Origin of the sequence: Sphingopyxis sp. PET50, assembly GCF_025244705.1 — a bacterium.
Lineage (GTDB): Bacteria > Pseudomonadota > Alphaproteobacteria > Sphingomonadales > Sphingomonadaceae > Sphingopyxis.
The window spans coordinates 2,047,839-2,063,521 of record NZ_CP104207.1; the positions used below are offsets into that span (position 1 = coordinate 2,047,839).

At 66.2% G+C, this 15,683-nt stretch carries 14 protein-coding genes and 2 pseudogenes; 4 read left to right on the forward strand and 12 right to left on the reverse strand.

All coding sequences use genetic code 11. The features are described 5' to 3' along the window. Positions 1-25 precede the first annotated feature (25 nt). The 12 genes and pseudogenes from N0A20_RS10825 to N0A20_RS10880 form a co-directional block, all read right to left on the reverse strand. Positions 26-1,541, reverse strand: a pseudogene (locus tag N0A20_RS10825) (carboxylesterase/lipase family protein). Next, positions 1,528-2,541 (reverse strand): sugar kinase, encoded by a 1,014-nt coding sequence (locus N0A20_RS10830; RefSeq protein ID WP_260580432.1) that lies wholly within the window; start codon positions 2,539-2,541, stop codon positions 1,528-1,530. Before N0A20_RS10830 ends, N0A20_RS10825 begins: the two are co-directional and overlap by 14 nt. A gap of 110 nt (positions 2,542-2,651) precedes the next feature. Then, complete coding sequence (gene kduD / locus N0A20_RS10835; RefSeq protein WP_260580433.1) at positions 2,652-3,407, reverse strand: 2-dehydro-3-deoxy-D-gluconate 5-dehydrogenase KduD; 756 nt, start codon at positions 3,405-3,407, stop codon at positions 2,652-2,654. Continuing rightward, positions 3,407-4,250: pseudogene (kduI, locus tag N0A20_RS10840) on the reverse strand (5-dehydro-4-deoxy-D-glucuronate isomerase). The gene kduD and the pseudogene kduI overlap by 1 nt, the downstream one beginning before the upstream one ends. Before the next feature lie 84 nt (positions 4,251-4,334). Further along, positions 4,335-5,117 (reverse strand): 2-keto-4-pentenoate hydratase, encoded by a 783-nt coding sequence (locus tag N0A20_RS10845; protein ID WP_312846526.1) that lies wholly within the window; start codon positions 5,115-5,117, stop codon positions 4,335-4,337. Next, positions 5,114-6,124, reverse strand: a complete 1,011-nt coding sequence (locus tag N0A20_RS10850) for a hypothetical protein (protein WP_260580434.1) — start codon at positions 6,122-6,124, stop codon at positions 5,114-5,116. Before N0A20_RS10850 ends, N0A20_RS10845 begins: the two co-directional genes overlap by 4 nt. Beyond that, positions 6,121-6,795 (reverse strand): glycoside hydrolase family 55 protein, encoded by a 675-nt coding sequence (locus N0A20_RS10855; RefSeq protein ID WP_260580435.1) that lies wholly within the window; start codon positions 6,793-6,795, stop codon positions 6,121-6,123. Before N0A20_RS10855 ends, N0A20_RS10850 begins: the two co-directional genes overlap by 4 nt. A 77-nt stretch (positions 6,796-6,872) precedes the next feature. Beyond that, entirely contained in the window at positions 6,873-9,485 is a 2,613-nt protein-coding gene (locus N0A20_RS10860) for a TonB-dependent receptor (protein WP_260580436.1), read from the reverse strand. Positions 9,486-9,653: 168 nt separating this feature from the next. After that, a complete protein-coding gene (locus N0A20_RS10865) occupies positions 9,654-10,790 on the reverse strand; it encodes an alginate lyase family protein (RefSeq protein WP_260580437.1) in 1,137 nt (378 codons plus the stop codon). A gap of 67 nt (positions 10,791-10,857) precedes the next feature. Further along, positions 10,858-12,120: an alginate lyase family protein gene (locus N0A20_RS10870; RefSeq protein ID WP_260580438.1), complete on the reverse strand. Its 1,263-nt coding sequence runs from the start codon at positions 12,118-12,120 to the stop codon at positions 10,858-10,860. Further along, positions 12,117-12,245, reverse strand: a complete 129-nt coding sequence (locus N0A20_RS10875) for a hypothetical protein (protein ID WP_260580439.1) — start codon at positions 12,243-12,245, stop codon at positions 12,117-12,119. Before N0A20_RS10875 ends, N0A20_RS10870 begins: the two co-directional genes overlap by 4 nt. 21 nt (positions 12,246-12,266) lie before the next feature. Continuing rightward, entirely contained in the window at positions 12,267-13,013 is a 747-nt protein-coding gene (locus tag N0A20_RS10880; protein ID WP_260580440.1) for a glycoside hydrolase family 105 protein, read from the reverse strand. Here N0A20_RS10880 and N0A20_RS10885 point away from each other — a divergent pair. From N0A20_RS10885 to N0A20_RS10900, 4 genes are all read left to right on the forward strand, one after another. Further along, on the forward strand, positions 13,012-13,407 hold the full coding sequence (locus tag N0A20_RS10885; protein ID WP_260580441.1) for a hypothetical protein: 396 nt from the start codon (positions 13,012-13,014) through the stop codon (positions 13,405-13,407). The two genes, N0A20_RS10880 and N0A20_RS10885, sit on opposite strands and share 2 nt — an antisense overlap. A 153-nt stretch (positions 13,408-13,560) precedes the next feature. Next, complete coding sequence (gene manD, locus N0A20_RS10890; protein ID WP_260580442.1) at positions 13,561-14,772, forward strand: D-mannonate dehydratase ManD; 1,212 nt, start codon at positions 13,561-13,563, stop codon at positions 14,770-14,772. Continuing rightward, on the forward strand, positions 14,772-15,344 hold the full coding sequence (locus tag N0A20_RS10895; protein WP_260580443.1) for a DUF4861 domain-containing protein: 573 nt from the start codon (positions 14,772-14,774) through the stop codon (positions 15,342-15,344). The genes manD and N0A20_RS10895 overlap by 1 nt, the downstream gene beginning before the upstream one ends. Continuing rightward, entirely contained in the window at positions 15,254-15,667 is a 414-nt protein-coding gene (locus N0A20_RS10900) for a DUF4861 domain-containing protein (protein ID WP_260580444.1), read from the forward strand. The genes N0A20_RS10895 and N0A20_RS10900 overlap by 91 nt, the downstream gene beginning before the upstream one ends. Positions 15,668-15,683 lie beyond the last annotated feature (16 nt).

The window sequence follows — 15,683 nt, forward strand, 5'->3', positions numbered from 1 at the left end:
TGAAACCGGGCGCCCGAAACCCCGTCTATGACCCCGGCTGGATATAGGGCACGCGCGCGAACAGTTCGCGTTCCCATGCACGCGGATCGTCCTCGACGCGCGCATAGGCGTCGAAGATCATCGTGCGGCGGCGCTTTAGTTCATAGGCGGGCCAGCCCGGATTGCCCGTTTTCGCGAAGCGGGCAAAGGCATCCATCATCCGCGCGCTCACCTCGCGTTTGCACGTCGACTGGTCGGGGCCGGTGCCGAAGACGAGCGCGATGTCGTCGGCATGTTTCGCGTCCATATAGTCGAGTTGGTAGACGAAGGCTGGCGCCCCTGCCCGTGCGCGCGCCTCGGCCTCCTCGACCTGCCCGCGCCAACTGCGTGCGGCGGTGACGATGCGGTGGAACAGCTCGAGCGGCTGCGCGCCGGGATAACGCGCGCGAAACTGGCTAGGCGACCCAGGCGGGGTCGATATCGACGCGCATTTCGGGACCGATGCGCGCCGCAAGATTGTCGTGGGTCAGCCCCGCAAGCTGCTGGCCGTCGGCGGAGTAGAAGGCGCGCGTTTCCATCACCGTGTTGCCGAGCATCATCGGGATGGTCCGCGACTGCGGCGCCGGATCGGGCCAGAAGGGGTGGCGCGTCAGATGCTTCATGTCGAGCACCGGCCCCATATAGACGTTGCCGCCGATGATCGGGTCGGTCGCCGACAGCGCCGCGACGAGTTGCTCGACCGGTGCGGTCGCGGGATCGACGCCCTTGCCCAGCTTGTCGAGGAACGCCTGCGCGCGTTTCGCCGCGTTGAGCGGACCCGAGGCGGTGACCTGCTGCCCGCTCATCGTGATCGCCTTGTGGAACAGCCCCGCCGCTTCGGGCATCGCCATCAGCGTCGCGATCTTCGCCCCGCCGCCCGACTGGCCGAACAGGGTGACGTTGCCGGGATTGCCGCCGAAGGCCGCGATGTTCCGCCGCACCCATTGGAGCGCGACGATCAGGTCGAGCTGTCCGGCGTTGCCGCTGTCCGGGAACCGCTCGGGCAGATAGAGATAGCCGAGCGCGTTGAGGCGGTGATTGACGGTCACCACCACGACATCGCCCTGCGCCGCCAGCCTCGCGCCGTCGTTGAGCGGGTCGGTGACGCTGCCCGACGAATAGGCGCCGCCATGGAAATAGACCATCACCGGTCGCGGCTTTTTGGTCGCGGTCGTCGGCGTCCAGACGTTGAGGAACAGGCAGTCCTCGGATTGCGGCCGATAGCGATCACCGGCCTGCGGACAGGCTGGACCGAATTGCCCCTGCTCCCAATAGGGCTGCTCTGCCGCCGGCACAGCCACGGGTGCCCGGAACCGTTCGGCGCGCGCGTAGCGAATGCCGAGATAGGCCGAGGCCCAGGCCAGCGCATTCTCTTGCCGGGGCTTGCTGCGATAGGCGCCGTCGGCGGCGGTCACCGTCGAGGAGGCCGGGACCGCCCATGAGGGCGCGGCATAGGACAGCATGGCCAATCCCGCCGCCCCGCCGAGCAGCAAACGACGACTGAACGGCTCACCGCCGGACATCGAGCCCTCCCCCGTGAAATGCGTCGATATCCGCCTGGCTAAAGCGGCTCGCATCTCCGGGCAAGCTGTGTTTGAGGCAGGTGAGCGCGAGGCCGGTTTCGGCCATCGCGCATGCATCGCCGCCAGTCAGATGCGCGTGCAGCACCCCGGCGGCGAAGGCGTCGCCCGCGCCGATGCGATCAACGATGCCGGTGACGTCGACCTCGGCGGTCTGGTGACGGGCGTCGCGCAGGTCGATCCGCGCCGCGATGCGGTGATGATCGGCAGTCAGTACGTGCCGCGCCGTCGAGGCGATCAGCTTCAGGCCGGGGAATGCGGTGAATCCCGCCTCGGCGGCCTCGCGCCGCCGGTTCTCGCCTTCGCCCGAAAACTCGCGGCCGAGCACCAGCGACAGGTCGCGGTGGTTGCCGAAGAGAATGTCGGCAAGCCCGATCAGTTCGGACAGGATCGCGCGCGGGTCGCTCTCCCACGCCTCCCACAGCATCGCGCGGTAATTGCCGTCGAAGCTGACCGGCACGCCGAGCCGCTTCGCCGCGCGCGCCGCCGCCAGCGCGGCTTCGGCGGAGCGCGGCCCGAGCGCGGGGGTGATGCCCGACAGGTGGAGCAGGCGGGCGCCGGTCAGCAGCGCGTCCCAGTCATAATCGTCCACCCCGCTCGCCGCGAAACTCGATCCGGCGCGGTCATAGACGATTTCGGACGCGCGCAGCCCTGCGCCGACGCTAAGGAAATAGAGCCCCATCCGCCCCGGATGGGGGGTGACGGCGGTGCAATCGACGCCCGCGCCGCGCACCGCCGCCACGGCTCCGCGGCCCAGAGCATGGGAAGGAACCTTGCCGACCATCGCGCAATCATGGCCGAGATGCGCGAGGCCAACCGCGACATTCGCCTCTGCCCCGCCGACATGGAGCGACAGGGCGGGCGACTGCATCAGCAGCTCGTTGCCCGGCGCGGTCATGCGGATCAGCAATTCGCCGAAAAAGACCAATCTACCTTGCGCCATCCCCAACTCCGTTCGCCCTGAGCTTGTCGAAGGGCTGTTCTTTCTTCAACGCCGCAAAAGGAAGAACGGTGCTTCGACAAGCTCAGCACGAACGGCCTTCGGATATCCTATTATCGCGCGAGCCAGCCGCCGTCGACCGCGAGGATATGGCCCTGCACATAGTCCGACGCCGCCGAGGCGAGGAACACCGCCGCGCCGCCGATGTCGGCGGGATCACCCCAGCGGCCCGCGGGAATGCGCTCCATGATCTGGCGGTTGCGCGTCTCGTCCGACTGCAGCGCGGCGGTGTTGTTCGTCGCGATATAGCCGGGCGCGATCGCATTGACCTGCACGCCCTTCGCCGCCCATTCGTTCGCGAGCAGCTTGGTGAGGCCGCCGACGCCCGATTTCGACGCGGTATAGCTCGGCACGCGAATGCCGCCCTGAAAGGTCAGCAACGAGGCGATGTTGATGATCTTGCCCGACCCGCGCGCGATCATGTGGCGCCCGGCCGCCTGGCAGAGGAAAAAGAGCGTCTTGAGATTGGTGTCGATCACCGCATCCCAATCCGCTTCGGTGAAATCGACCGCGTCGGCGCGGCGGATGATGCCGGCATTGTTGACGAGGATGTCGATGCGGCCGAACTCGTCCAGCACCGCATCGACCAGCGGCTGCACCGCCGCGACGCTTGACAGGTCGGCGGTGAAATCCGCCGCCTTGCGGCCGAGCACCTCCACCTTCCCGACCGTCTCGGTCGCGGGCGAGCGCCCGGCGGCGGCGATATCCGCCCCCGCCCCGGCGAGCGCGAGCGCGATGCCCTGCCCGATGCCGGTGTTGGCGCCGGTGACGAGAGCAACCTTGCCCGAAAGGTCGAACAGGCGCGCCATCAGGACAGCTGGCAGATGTCGAGGACGTTCATGTCGGTATAGTCCTGGTTCTCGCCCGCCATCGCCCAGATGAAGGCATAGGACTTCGTGCCCGCGCCCATATGGATCGACCAGGGCGGCGAAATCACCGCTTCCTCATTCTGCATCACGATGTGGCGGGTTGCCCCGCCCTCGCCCATGAAGTGCATCACGCGGTCGGTCTCGACATTGTCGAGTTCGAAATAGAAATAAATCTCGCTGCGGCGCTCGTGGATGTGAGGCGGCATGGTGTTCCAGACGCTGCCTTCCTTGAGCACGGTCAGCCCCATGACGAGTTGCGCGCTGTCGCACACGCCCGGAATGACGAGCTGATAGATCGTCCGCTCGTTCGACTCGGCAAGGCTGCCGCGGTCGAGCGCATTGGCATCGGCAATGCCCAGCTTGCGCGTCGTGAACGTCTTGTGCGCCGGGCACGACGCCAGATAATAACGCGCGCCCTCGCCCGCAAATTCGACGTCGGTCGCGCCCATCGTCACATAGAGGCAGTCCTTGTTGCCGAGCGTGAAACTCTCGCCGTCGACGGTGACGGTGCCCTCCACCGCCGATACGTTGACGATCGCGAGTTCGCGGCGCTCGAGGAACGGATGGCTAGGCCGCCGATGGCGGCTCGGTCTGCGCCGGCAGCGTAACCGGCGCCGAACCGACGGCGACTCCGCCGATCACGAAGCGGTCGGCGTGGGTATAGTTGAGGACGCACTCGCCGGTGCGGAACAGGTTCCGGATCAGGTAGCGGTCGCGCAGTTCGGCGTTCGACACCTCCTCCATCATCACCGGATGGGTGGCGTAATAGGTCTTGTCGAACATCGGGGGCATCCTCGCTGATGATGATGGCACCTTGCTAAGAGTCAAGGTAACCGGTGTCAAGTTGAAGGTGGATCGCGAAGCAGGCTAGGGCGTAATCCTGCAGCCGACGCTGATACGGCCATCGAACAGGGCCTCGGCGCGCTCACCCGGCCGGATGGGATGCACCCCGGTGATCGCGCCCGCCGATACCCAGGTCCCCGGCGCAATCGCGATGCGGCGCCGCCGCAAGGTGCGTATCAGGAACAAGGCCGACCCGAAGGGGCCGTCGAGCATTGTCTCCATAGTCGCGGCGCCGACCGGTTTGCCGTCGATACGCAATTCGACCGGCATCGCGATCAGGTCAAGATCGCGCCAGTCGGCGATCGGCGGGCCGAGTACGAGGCCCTTGTTATTGCCATAGTCCGATGCGGTGACCGCGGGGCCATGCCGGTTGATGCCGGCAAAGGGCGAGCTGGCGATCTCGATGCCCACGCGCACCTCGGTGATGCAGTCCCGCACCGTGTCGATATCATGCTCGCGATCGCCCACGTCACCAAAGCGCAGCAGCAGCTCGGCCTCCGCCGCGGCGAAACCGCCGGCATAAACCGGCATCGCCGCGCCATCCCGTGCGATCTCGTCCGCGAAGATCGGCCCGGCGATCCGGTTGTCGCCATAATGTCCGACCAGTTCCGGCGCGATCCGGCCGACTTTCCAGCCGCCGATCCGGCGTCCGTCGCGCGCGATCGCGGCGTCCTGGATCGCATAGGCCTCGGCCATCGTCGCGGGCATTGCGCCCGGATAGGCCGCCAGCGCCGTTCCCGCCGCCCGCGCCGCCAGGAAGGCCCGCGCGATCCTCTCGCATTCGCTCACCGCGTCCATGCCCGTCATCGACGGCGGCGCGCCAGTTGCCAGTCGTAGAGCGATGGCACCGCCTCCACTGCCTGTCCGGTCGCCTCGACATAGGACGCGGGGGTGTAGCTGATGGCGATCCTGCGGTTAGCGTGGAGCCCGACGATGCGCTCACCCGGCCCTTCGAGCCCGCTGGAGATCGCCACCGTCGCGTCGGCGGGCACGGTTTCGGACATCGCCAGCCGTGCGTTCCACAGCGTGTTGTACAGGCCGTGCCCCGGCTTCCAATAGGGCGCACCGCCGCCGACCCACAATTGGTATGCCCATTCGCCATTCGTCTGTTTCGGGTCGATGTGCAGGACGATCTGGTCGAACAGATTCTGGTGGTTCGACCCGCTATGCTGGTCGATGACCGCGTCCTGCGCCACGTCCGAGCGCAGGAACACCGACCGCGTCGAGCGGGTATTGACGCTGAGCGGATGGATCACCGGATTTTCGACCCGCAGCCCCTCGACCAGCACATTGTGCACCGCGCCGACATGCACCGAATAATGGGCGCGGCGATCGCCGGTCGTCGTCACATCGGCGATCGTCAGGCTGGCCGCATTGTCGGTCAATATGCCGCTGTCCGACCGGTCGATGACGAGATTGCGGATCCAGCCGTCGAACACGCCGGTCATGTAGATGCCGTTATAGCCCTGTTCGAGATGGTGGCCGAAGGACGGCGCCTCGGGAAATTGCAAACGCAGATTCTGGATGCCGACGCGGGTCAGATGCTGCCATTGCGCCACCACCGCTGGCTGGTCGGTGCGTACGTCATGCAGCAGCGGGTCGCCCAGCGTCACGCGCTTGCCGCGGATCGCCGCGACGCGCGTCGATTGCACGACGACCGGGCGGTTCGGCGAGGTCCAGTGGTGCGAGCCGATCGGCAGGTCGGTATCGCCATAGAGCGATTTCAATATCTTGCTGTCGGGGCCATCGACCGAAAACCATTGCAGCTGGACGACATCGCCGACGTGCAGCTTCGTGGCGTCTTCGACGGTCAAATCGCGGCCGAACTGCCTGCCCGAAACACCGTTCGCCAGCACCGGATCGCGGACATCCCTGCTGCTGTCGTAGGAGACTGGGCGACTGCCGGGGGTGCGACCAGGATCATCCCGCCGGCCCAGCTATATTCGGTGAACAGATAGTCGATATTATGCTCGGGCTCGACCTGCTGCTTTTTCTCGCGGACGAGATAGGCGCGCAGCTCGTCATAATCATGGCTCTGGTCGATGAGCTTCAGCGGGCGCGGGAACCACAGTTCGCTGCCCCCCGGACCGGCGCCCGCGCCGTCGAGGACGATGTCGCTGCGCGTGATGCGCAGCACTTCGGTGATCTGCGTGCGCCCCTTGGGGAAACGCAGCGTCACGCGCCCCTGTACCGCGTTCGCAGCCTCGATCGCGCGCAGCACGGCCTTGCTGTCGTCGAGCCCGTCGTCGGGAATCACGCCATAGGTGGTGACGTCGACCACCGTGCCCGCGTCGTCGGGGATCGGCATGAGGCCGAAGCCATAGCCGGCATAGGAATAATCGGGCAGCGGGTTCGCGGTCATCGTCGCGCGATCCGACAGGATTTTCGGGAGCACCGGCGACTTCGCCAGCGCGGGCAGGGTCGCCGTCACGGCAACCGACAGCATCAGACCGAGGGCGCAGCGGTCCCGGCTAAACGGCATCATAAAGGCATTTCCTCATCTTGGCCGGACCCGGCAGCGGGGCGGCGCCAGTGGATAGACCGCCGCCCCGCGCCCGAGGATCAGAATTTGGCGCGCAGCCCGACCGAGAAGCGGCGTTCGGACAGGGCATAGCTGTTCAGCGCAACCTCGTTGACACTATATTCGCTCGTCGCCGACTTCCTGGGCATCAGATTCTGTGCCTGCAGCGACAGCGCGAAATTCTTGGTGAGGTCGAAACCGAGCTGGGCGTCGAGCTGCGAGCGCGAACCGACGAAGCTCGGGCGGCCTTCGGAAAATTCGAACACCGCCTCGTCGCGGTAATTATAGGCGATGCGCGCCGAGACGGGTCCCTTCTCGAACAGGCCGACGAGGTTGTAGCTGTTCTTCGACACCGCAACGAGCGGGAAACCCGCGGCATCCTCCGAGTCCGAATAGGTGTAGTTGGCGATGATGCCGAGCCCGTCGAAAGGCGACGGCAGGAAGTCGAAGAATTGCTGCACGCCGACCTCGAACCCCTTGATCCTGGCGCTCGACAGATTTTCGGGGCGCGAGAAGACGAGTTCGCGGCCCTGCGGATCGAGCGTGGTATCGACCCCGGTGGTCACGAAGCTGGCGATGAAATTCTTGACGTCCTTGTAGAAAAAGGCGCCCGAAATCAGCGAGCTCTTGCCCGTATAATATTCGAAGCTGATATCGGCCTGGGTCGAGATCGGCGGTTCGAGATTCACATTGCCGCCGGTCACCGACAGGTTGGTCGCGTTGAAGAAGGTCGATGGCGCGAGGTCGGCGATCGACGCGCGCTGCATCGTCTGCGACGCCGACATGCGGACGAGGAAATCGTCGGTGACGTTGAAGGCGATATTCGCGCTGGGCAACACATTGGTATAGCGGTTCTTGTCGTTGCGCAGCGTGCTGACCGTCCCGACATTGACGTAGCTGTCGACCGACAGGCGCGTCGAGGCGATGCGCACCCCGGCGTTGGCCTTGTACGGAATGCCCGCGATCTCGCCCTCGCCCGACACCATCAGATAGCCGGCCAGCGTCTTTTCGCTGAAGTCATAGTCGCGCTGGAGGTTCGGCAGCAGCGTCGACAGGCCGTTGGGGTCGGGATTGGGTTCGGCCGCCTGTGCGCGGGTGAAGACATAGTCGAAGGTCGGCGCGGTGCTGAGGAAGCTGCGCGGGAAGGTGCCGCCGATGTCGGACAGGAAATCGCCCATGTCGATCAGTTGCAGATAGGGCTCGATTTCGGTGCGCGTCGGCGTCACCTGGCTGCGGAAGGCGTTGGAGCGCGCGTGGAGGTCGGTGTAGCGTGCGCCCGCCGAAATCGTGATCCCGCCCGCGGTCTCGTAACGCACGTCGAGCTTGCCGGTCCATTCCTCGAGCAGCCCGATCAGCCGGTTGCTGCGCACGCCGTTGCCCGCCGGATTGTAGGACGCATAATTGGTCGGATCGAATGTGCCGCCCAGCGTCAGCGACGGGATCGTCTGGTCGCGAAAATCGAAGGCGCCGGGGACCGCGGCGGCCGCCTGCAAGGTGATGATCTGGATCGTCTGGTCGATCGTCCCCTTGCTGTAATAGCCGTCGGCCTCGATCGTCAGCCCGTTGTCGCCCTCATATTTGCCGTTGAGACCATAGAGGAAGCTTTCGGTCGGCTCGTTGCGGATCTGTCCCGCGGTGGTGACCGTGCCATTGGCGTTGCCCGCGACGACCATGCCGTCCTCGACGACGCGGTTGGTGACCGGATTGCTGCCGGTGGGCAGGCGGAAGGAGAAGAAATCCTGGCGGCGCCCGGTCTTGAGTTTCGAATAGAGCGCGTCGGCGGTGATGGTGAATTCGGGGGTCACCTCGAACTGGATCGCGCCGTTGAGCCCGAGCCGCGAGCGGTCGACGGTGAACTGCTCGTACTGCAACAGCACCGGGGTCGGGAAGACGCCGCCGTCGGTCCCGGTATAGGTGCGGTTGAGGAAATTGTTGCGCTCGAAGGTCTGGGTGGTCGAGGTGCGTTTCTGATATTCGCCTGCCAGCATGACACCGATGCGGCCGTCGGCGAATTTGGTCGTCGCGAAACCCGTGATCGCGGGTTCGAACTTGTCGCTATTCTCCGAATAGACGCCCTGAACGCGCAGCGAGGCGGTCGGCTTCTTGAACGACAGCGGCTTCGGCGTGACGAGATTGACCGTGCCGCCAAGTCCCCCCTCGGCCTGGCTGGCGAGCGGCGATTTGCGGACTTCGAGGCGGCCGAACAGACTGGACGGGACCGAGTCGAGCCCCGACGAGCGGCCGAGTTGGTCGTTCTCGGGCGGCGACAGGCGCGCCGACCAGCCGAGCAGCGTGCGGCCATCGACCTCGACACGCACCTGCTGCAGGCCGCGCACCGACACCGACTGGCCCTCGCCGAAGACGCGGGTGATCTGGACACCGGTTACGCGCTGCAGCGCCTCGGCGACATTGGCGTCGGGAAGCTTGCCGACATCCTCCGCGGTGATGACGTCGACGACCTGGTCGGCGTCGCGCTTGATCTCGGCCGCCTGTTCGAGCGAGGCGCGGATACCGCTGACGACGATCTCGTCCTCGGCGGGCGGCGCACCCGCCGTGTCCTGCGCAAAAGCAGGCGACATCGCGAGCGCGGCGAGCGAAACCCCGCCCGCCAGCCTGATCAGAAAATCCATATTGCGCGTCGCCCGGATTGCCATGTCACATCTCCCTCCCTCGCCGCTCGATCCCGTGGCCGGGAAAGGTGGCGTTTTGATTATCACATTCTCGTGCGCCGATCTTGGTAACCGGTGTCAGTTATGATTGAATCTGGAACCGTCCCTGTCAAGGGGGAATTGTATGACAACCGCTTTCCGCGCGCTATTGCGCTAATGACCTGACAAACGGTCGAGATTTCCGTCGGCCAGCCAAAGCACAGGTTGCCTCACCGGAAAATTGCGCACGACCTCCGCCGTCGTCGGATCGGCATCGAGTCGCTGCCACAGCGCCAGCCAGTCACCTCGGTCCTGCGCCAGGCCGCCGAACAGCAGGCTCGGCTGGCGCACCGGAAAGCCGTCCCGATATTCGATGTCGGGCGGCAAGGGCCACGCCGTCTTGTCGGCGATATAGGGTGCCATCCAGTCGATCGCGGCGGCGATCGACCGACTGTCTTGCGTCTTCCACCTTACAAGCTCGCCCTCGCCCAGCAGCCACGCCGTCGCGGCAAGCACATCGAGATTGAACAGCGCATAGGCATAGGGCTTGGTGCGCGCGAGTTCGAGCGGCTGGCGCCCGTCGGGCTCGATCTGGGTCGGAATGACAACCGTCTTCAGCCGCGTTTCCGCATCCTCCAGCACCTGCTTGCGGCCGAGCAGCGCCGCGAAGCTGGCCGCCTGGAGCAGCCAGCAGGTGCCGTGATTGTTCTTCTGGTCGCGCTCCTCAATCCCGAAGGGCGAGGTGAGCAGCCAGTCGAGATAGGCTGCGAACCAGCGTTCGACCTCGGGCCGGATCGCCGCATAGCCCGGCGCTTCGCGTTCGGCGAAGCATTGCGCGGCACGCGCGACCTCGACGATCTGCAACGTGTCGATCACCCCGATCGCGCGTCCGCCGTTCACCCCGATGATCGCCTGCGCATGGTTCAAATTCGGGTTCATCCGCGTCGCGGGGTCGACGAACCACGCCTCCAGATGCCGCATCGCCGCCGCGGCGAAGCGCGCGTCGCCGCTGAGCCGCCAGGCCGCCGCCAGCATCGGCACCGTCCGCCCGAAGGCGATCAGCGCGTCGCGGTGCCCGTCGAACTTGCCGGGGTTCGACCGGCCGTCGCGGCGCACATAGGGGCCGCCGGGGTTCGCCGGATCGGGCCACCAATAATCGCCTTCCGAATAATAATCGTGCGGCCCGCCCGGGCTACGCGGCGCGGGGATGGCGGCGATGGTGCGCGGCGCGGCGCTCAGCAGCGCCAGCGCGCGCGGCATCACCCGCGCACGCTCGATCGCGGCGATATCGAGCCTCCCCCCACGCGCCATCGCCGCCGCCGAGCCCGGCGAGCAGCATAGCGATCAACAGGGAACGACGCGCGATCATCGCCCTCCCCTATCGCAACCGGTAACGCAGTACGATATCCCCCCTCGCCGCGAGCGGATAGGCACCGGGCCCCCAGATACCGTCGGCGCGGAGCAACAGCTCGTCGAGCAGGTCCGCAGGCCAGCCCATCTCCTTGTGCGGCCAGTCGGCGCTCCGCCCGCGATAGGCGGCAACAAAGTCGGTCGCCTTGCGCAGCGACCGCCCTTTCGTCCCCTCAAAGCCATAGAGATCGACGCCGAGACATCGCGCACTGTCGGCAAGCACATAGGCCGCCTCCAGCGCGTAGAGCGAATAATGAAAGCTGCGCGTGCGTGTCAGCTCGGCGGGCAAGGCGCCTGACGTATCGACCTGTTTCTCGATCCGCGACTTCGGGAAGGCCGCGACCACCGCGCGCGCGACATCGGGGCGTCTTGCGAACAGCGCGAAGCGCGCCAGTTGCGCATCGTACCAAATGCCATGATTATTGGCAGCCCTCGCCTCGGCCTTTCCATTCGCGCTCGTGCGCATCCAGTCCACATAGCGCGAGAACCAGCTCTCCAGCGCGGCGACTTCGGCGGGGGTCAGCGCCCCCGAGGGCGCAAGCAATCCGGCCGCGTCGATCACCGCGATGAAGCTCGCGCCATCGAGCACGCCCTCGGGCCGTCCTTCAGCGACGCCCGGCACCGCCTGCGCATAGTTCATGTGCGGGTTCATCGCGGTCGCCGGATCGAGGAACCAGGCGCGGATCCCGGCCGCAGCCCGTGCCGCGTATCGGGCGTCGCCGCTGTAATGATAGGCGAGCGCCAGCGTGTCGGTTTCGCGCGCCATGCGGCTGAGCGCGCTGCGATCGAAGCGGTTGGTTTCGATCTCCGGGTTCGTCTGCCCATCGCGGCGGACATAGGCGCCCCCAGGGTTGGCGGGATCGGGCCACCAATAACGCGCTAGGCTGACATAGTCGTGCCGGTCGCCCGACACCGGGATGCTGCGCTTGTCCATCACCGAGCCGGGCTTCGTCGCCAGCGCGCGGTCCGCCGCAGCGATCAGATCGCGATAGGCCGCCGCGACGACGGGATCGCCCGGCAGCGCCGCCTTGATCGCCATCAGGTCGTCGGGCCGGAGCGCAAAGGTCCGCCGCCCGCCGAAGGCATCGGCATAGCCGTCTTCACCGCGGCACACGGCGCCGGAAAAAGCCGCCACCGCTGATGGCGCGGCGGCGGCGGCGGCGGCCGCGACGGCGACGGCCAGAACCAGCCGGAGGATTTGCTGGCCCGGCCGGAAGCGTGGGCGGATCACAGGCGGACCCGGAACCCGAAGAAATATTTCGTCCCGCGGCGCGACACCCCGGAGATGCTGCCATAGCCGCCCTTGTACATCACGTCGTTGGTGCCCGCCGCGTCCGGGCGCCTTGCACTCTCCACGCGCTGACCGGTGGCGCACTCTCAATACCGCCCACGTTTGCGCGCAAGGTCGTACATGGCCGTCCCCGCCAGCACATAGGCCCCGCTGCCATAGAATTGCGTCTCGGTCGCCGAAACGCTGTCAGGCCGGTCGCCGACCTGTTGCACCCAGCCGAGCATGCCATCGGGCTGGATGGCGCGGCCCAGGGCGGCCCAGCCGCGCACGGCGGCGGGTTCATAAACGTCGCGGTCGAGCAAGCCGTTGCCGACCCCCCACGCAAAGGCATAGGTGAAGAAGGCGGTGCCGCTCGACTCTGGCGGCGTGCCGGGGTCGCTGTCGAGCAGCGAGGCAGGCCAATAGCCGTCGGTCTTCTGCAGCGTCACCAGCTTCGCCGCCATGTCCTTGAACAGCTTTTCATAATAGGGGCGCTGTGGATCCGTCCTGTCGAGCAGTTGCAGGACGCGGACGAGTCCGCCCATGATCCAGCCGTTGCCGCGGCTCCAGAACAGCTTGCGGCCCTTGGCGTCGCGCATGTCGAAGAACCGGCTGTCGCGGAAATAGAGATTTTCCGACGGATCGAACAGATAGGCGGTCGTTGCCTTCCATTCCTCGTGTACGAAATCGGCGTAGCGCTTGTCTCCGGTCGCCTTGGCGAGGCGAAGCATCGTTGGTGGCGCCATGAACAGCGCATCGCACCAGCACCAGCGATCGGTGCAGTCCGACGTTCCCTTGCCCGACGCAGGAAGCACGAACTCCAGCCCGACCGCGCGGCCGGTTGGCGAGCACATGGTCGAAATAGGCGCGCGCGGGAGCAAGCGCGGCCTTTCCGCCACCATTTTTCGCGGCCCATATCCATGCCTGTGCGATCAGCTGGTCGTCGGCGTGAAAGGGCTTGTCGCCGGGCTTCCATGCCTGCTCGCGACCAAGATCGAGCAGAGGTTTGGCATAGCCCCCGTCGCGCTCGGCCAATTCGGTCAGCGCAACCCAGAAGGTCGCTTGTTGCCAATCGCGCGGGTTCCGGATGCTCTTGTGCGCCGCCGGCATCGCCGCCCAATTGCTGCGATTGGCGAGCTGCCAGTCGGCGACGCGGCGGGTGTCGGCCATGATTTTCGACGCGCGCGGCATCTGCGGTTCCGCCTCAACTATGACGGCGGGCGCCGAAACGAACATCAGCGGCGCTAGCAGGCTCAGGGACATGGCGAAATCCTCCCACAGGAAAATTGTCGGGCTTTGCCCATGATACCGGTGACAACGTCTTTCCTTTTCCGGCAAACATGTCAATGATGTTGTCAGACAACTCAACGACGATGCGCAATCGCTTCAAAAGGGAATGGAATGCCCAAGATCGTGTCAGCCCGGGTGATCGCCACCTGTCCGGGCCGCAACTTCATCACGCTGAAGATCGTCTGCGACGACGGCACCACCGGTGTCGGCGACGCGACGCTCAACGGACGCGAGCTGGCGGTCGCCAGCTATCTTGCAGACCATGTCGTCCCCTGCCTGATCGGGCGCGACGCGCACCAGATCAACGATATCTGGCAGTTCCTCTACAAGGGCGCCTATTGGCGGCGCGGACCGGTGACGATGACCGCGATCGCCGCGGTCGACATGGCGCTGTGGGACATCAAGGGCAAGGTCGCGGGGCTGCCCATCTACCAGCTGCTCGGCGGCGCGGCGCGGACGGGGTGCATGGTCTATGGCCACGCCAATGGCGAGACGATCGCCGACACGATCGAGGCCGCGCTCGATTACCGGCAACAGGGTTACAAGGCGATCCGCCTGCAATGCGGCGTGCCCGGCATGGCGTCGACCTATGGCGTCAGCAAGGACCGCTATTTCTACGAACCCGCCGACGCCGACCTGCCGAGCGAGAATCGCTGGTCGACCGAAAAATATCTTCGTATCGTGCCCGAATTGTTTGCGGCGGCGCGCGAGGCGCTGGGCTGGGACGTCCATCTGCTCCACGACATCCACCACCGGCTGACGCCGATCGAGGCGGCGCGGCTCGGCAAGGACCTCGAGCCGTACCGACCCTTCTGGATCGAGGATGCGACCCCCGCCGAGGATCAGGATGCCTTCCGCCTGATCCGCCAGCACACGACGACGCCGCTTGCCGTCGGCGAGATTTTCAGTTCGGTCTGGGATTGCAAGGCGCTGATCGAAAACCGCCTGATCGACTATATCCGCGCCACCGTGCTCCACGCCGGCGGCATCACCCATATGCGCCAGATCGCCGCGCTCGCCGAGCTGCACCAGGTGCGCACCGGCTGTCACGGCGCCACCGACCTGTCGCCGGTAACGATGGCGGCGGCGCTCCACTTCGGGCTGTCGATCCCCAATTTCGGCATCCAGGAATATATGCGCCACACGCCCGAAACCGACGCGGTCTTCCCGCACGCCTACAGCTTTGCGGGCGGCATGCTGCACCCCGGCGAGGCGCCGGGGCTGGGGGTCGACATCGACGAGGCGCTCGCCGAAACCCATCCCTATGCCCGCGCCTATCTGCCGGTGAACCGGCTCGAGGACGGGACGATGTGGAGCTGGTGATGCACACTGCGCTGCTCGGCCTGTTGCTGCTCGCCGCGCCCGCCGCCGCGCAGGACAAACAGCCGTTGCGCCCCGCCACCGCCGAAGAGCAGAAGGCCCGTGCCGCAGTCGTGATCGCCGATTATCGCCATGATGACCTGCTGTGGGAAAATGACCGGATCGCGTTTCGTATCTATGGCCGCGCGCTCGAAAGGGCCGAGCCGCCCTCCTCCTCGGGCATCGACGCGTGGGGCAAGCGCGTGCGCTGGCCATTCATGGACCGCCAGCTACGGACCGGCGACCAGCATGCGGACCATGGCGAGGGCGTCGATTTCTACAATGTCGGCACCGGCCGCGGTACCGGGGGCCTCGGCATCTGGTACGACAACAAGCTCTGGACCTCGCGCAACTATGTCCGCCCGCATATCCTGAGTGCTCGAGCCCCGAAATCGCCGACTTTACCGTCGATTATGATTCCTGGCCGGTCGATACCATCCGCACGGTGCGCGAAACGCGGCGCTTCACCCTGCCCGCCGGCAGCAATTTCACCCGCCTGTCCTCGACCATCGCGTCGAGCAGCGCCGAGCAACTGATCGTCGGCATCGGCCTGTCGAAACGTCCGGTGGGCGACGGCAAGCTTGGCGATATCGTGAAGGACGAAGTGGGGGCTCGCATGAGCTGGTGGGGACCCGCCGACGGCGCGAAGGGCCGCATGGCCGCCGCCGTGATCGTCGATCCCGCCGCCTTCGCGGGCTTTGCCGAGGACGCCGACAATTACCTGATCCTGGTCCGCGTCGCGCCGGGCAAACCCTTCGTCTATTACAGCGGCGCGGCCTGGGATCGCGGCGGGGACTTTGCCTCGCGCGAGCAATGGGAAAGCCATGTCGCCGCGCAGCGCCCCGATTTCCGCCCCTAGTCAGCCCGGCGGCGCT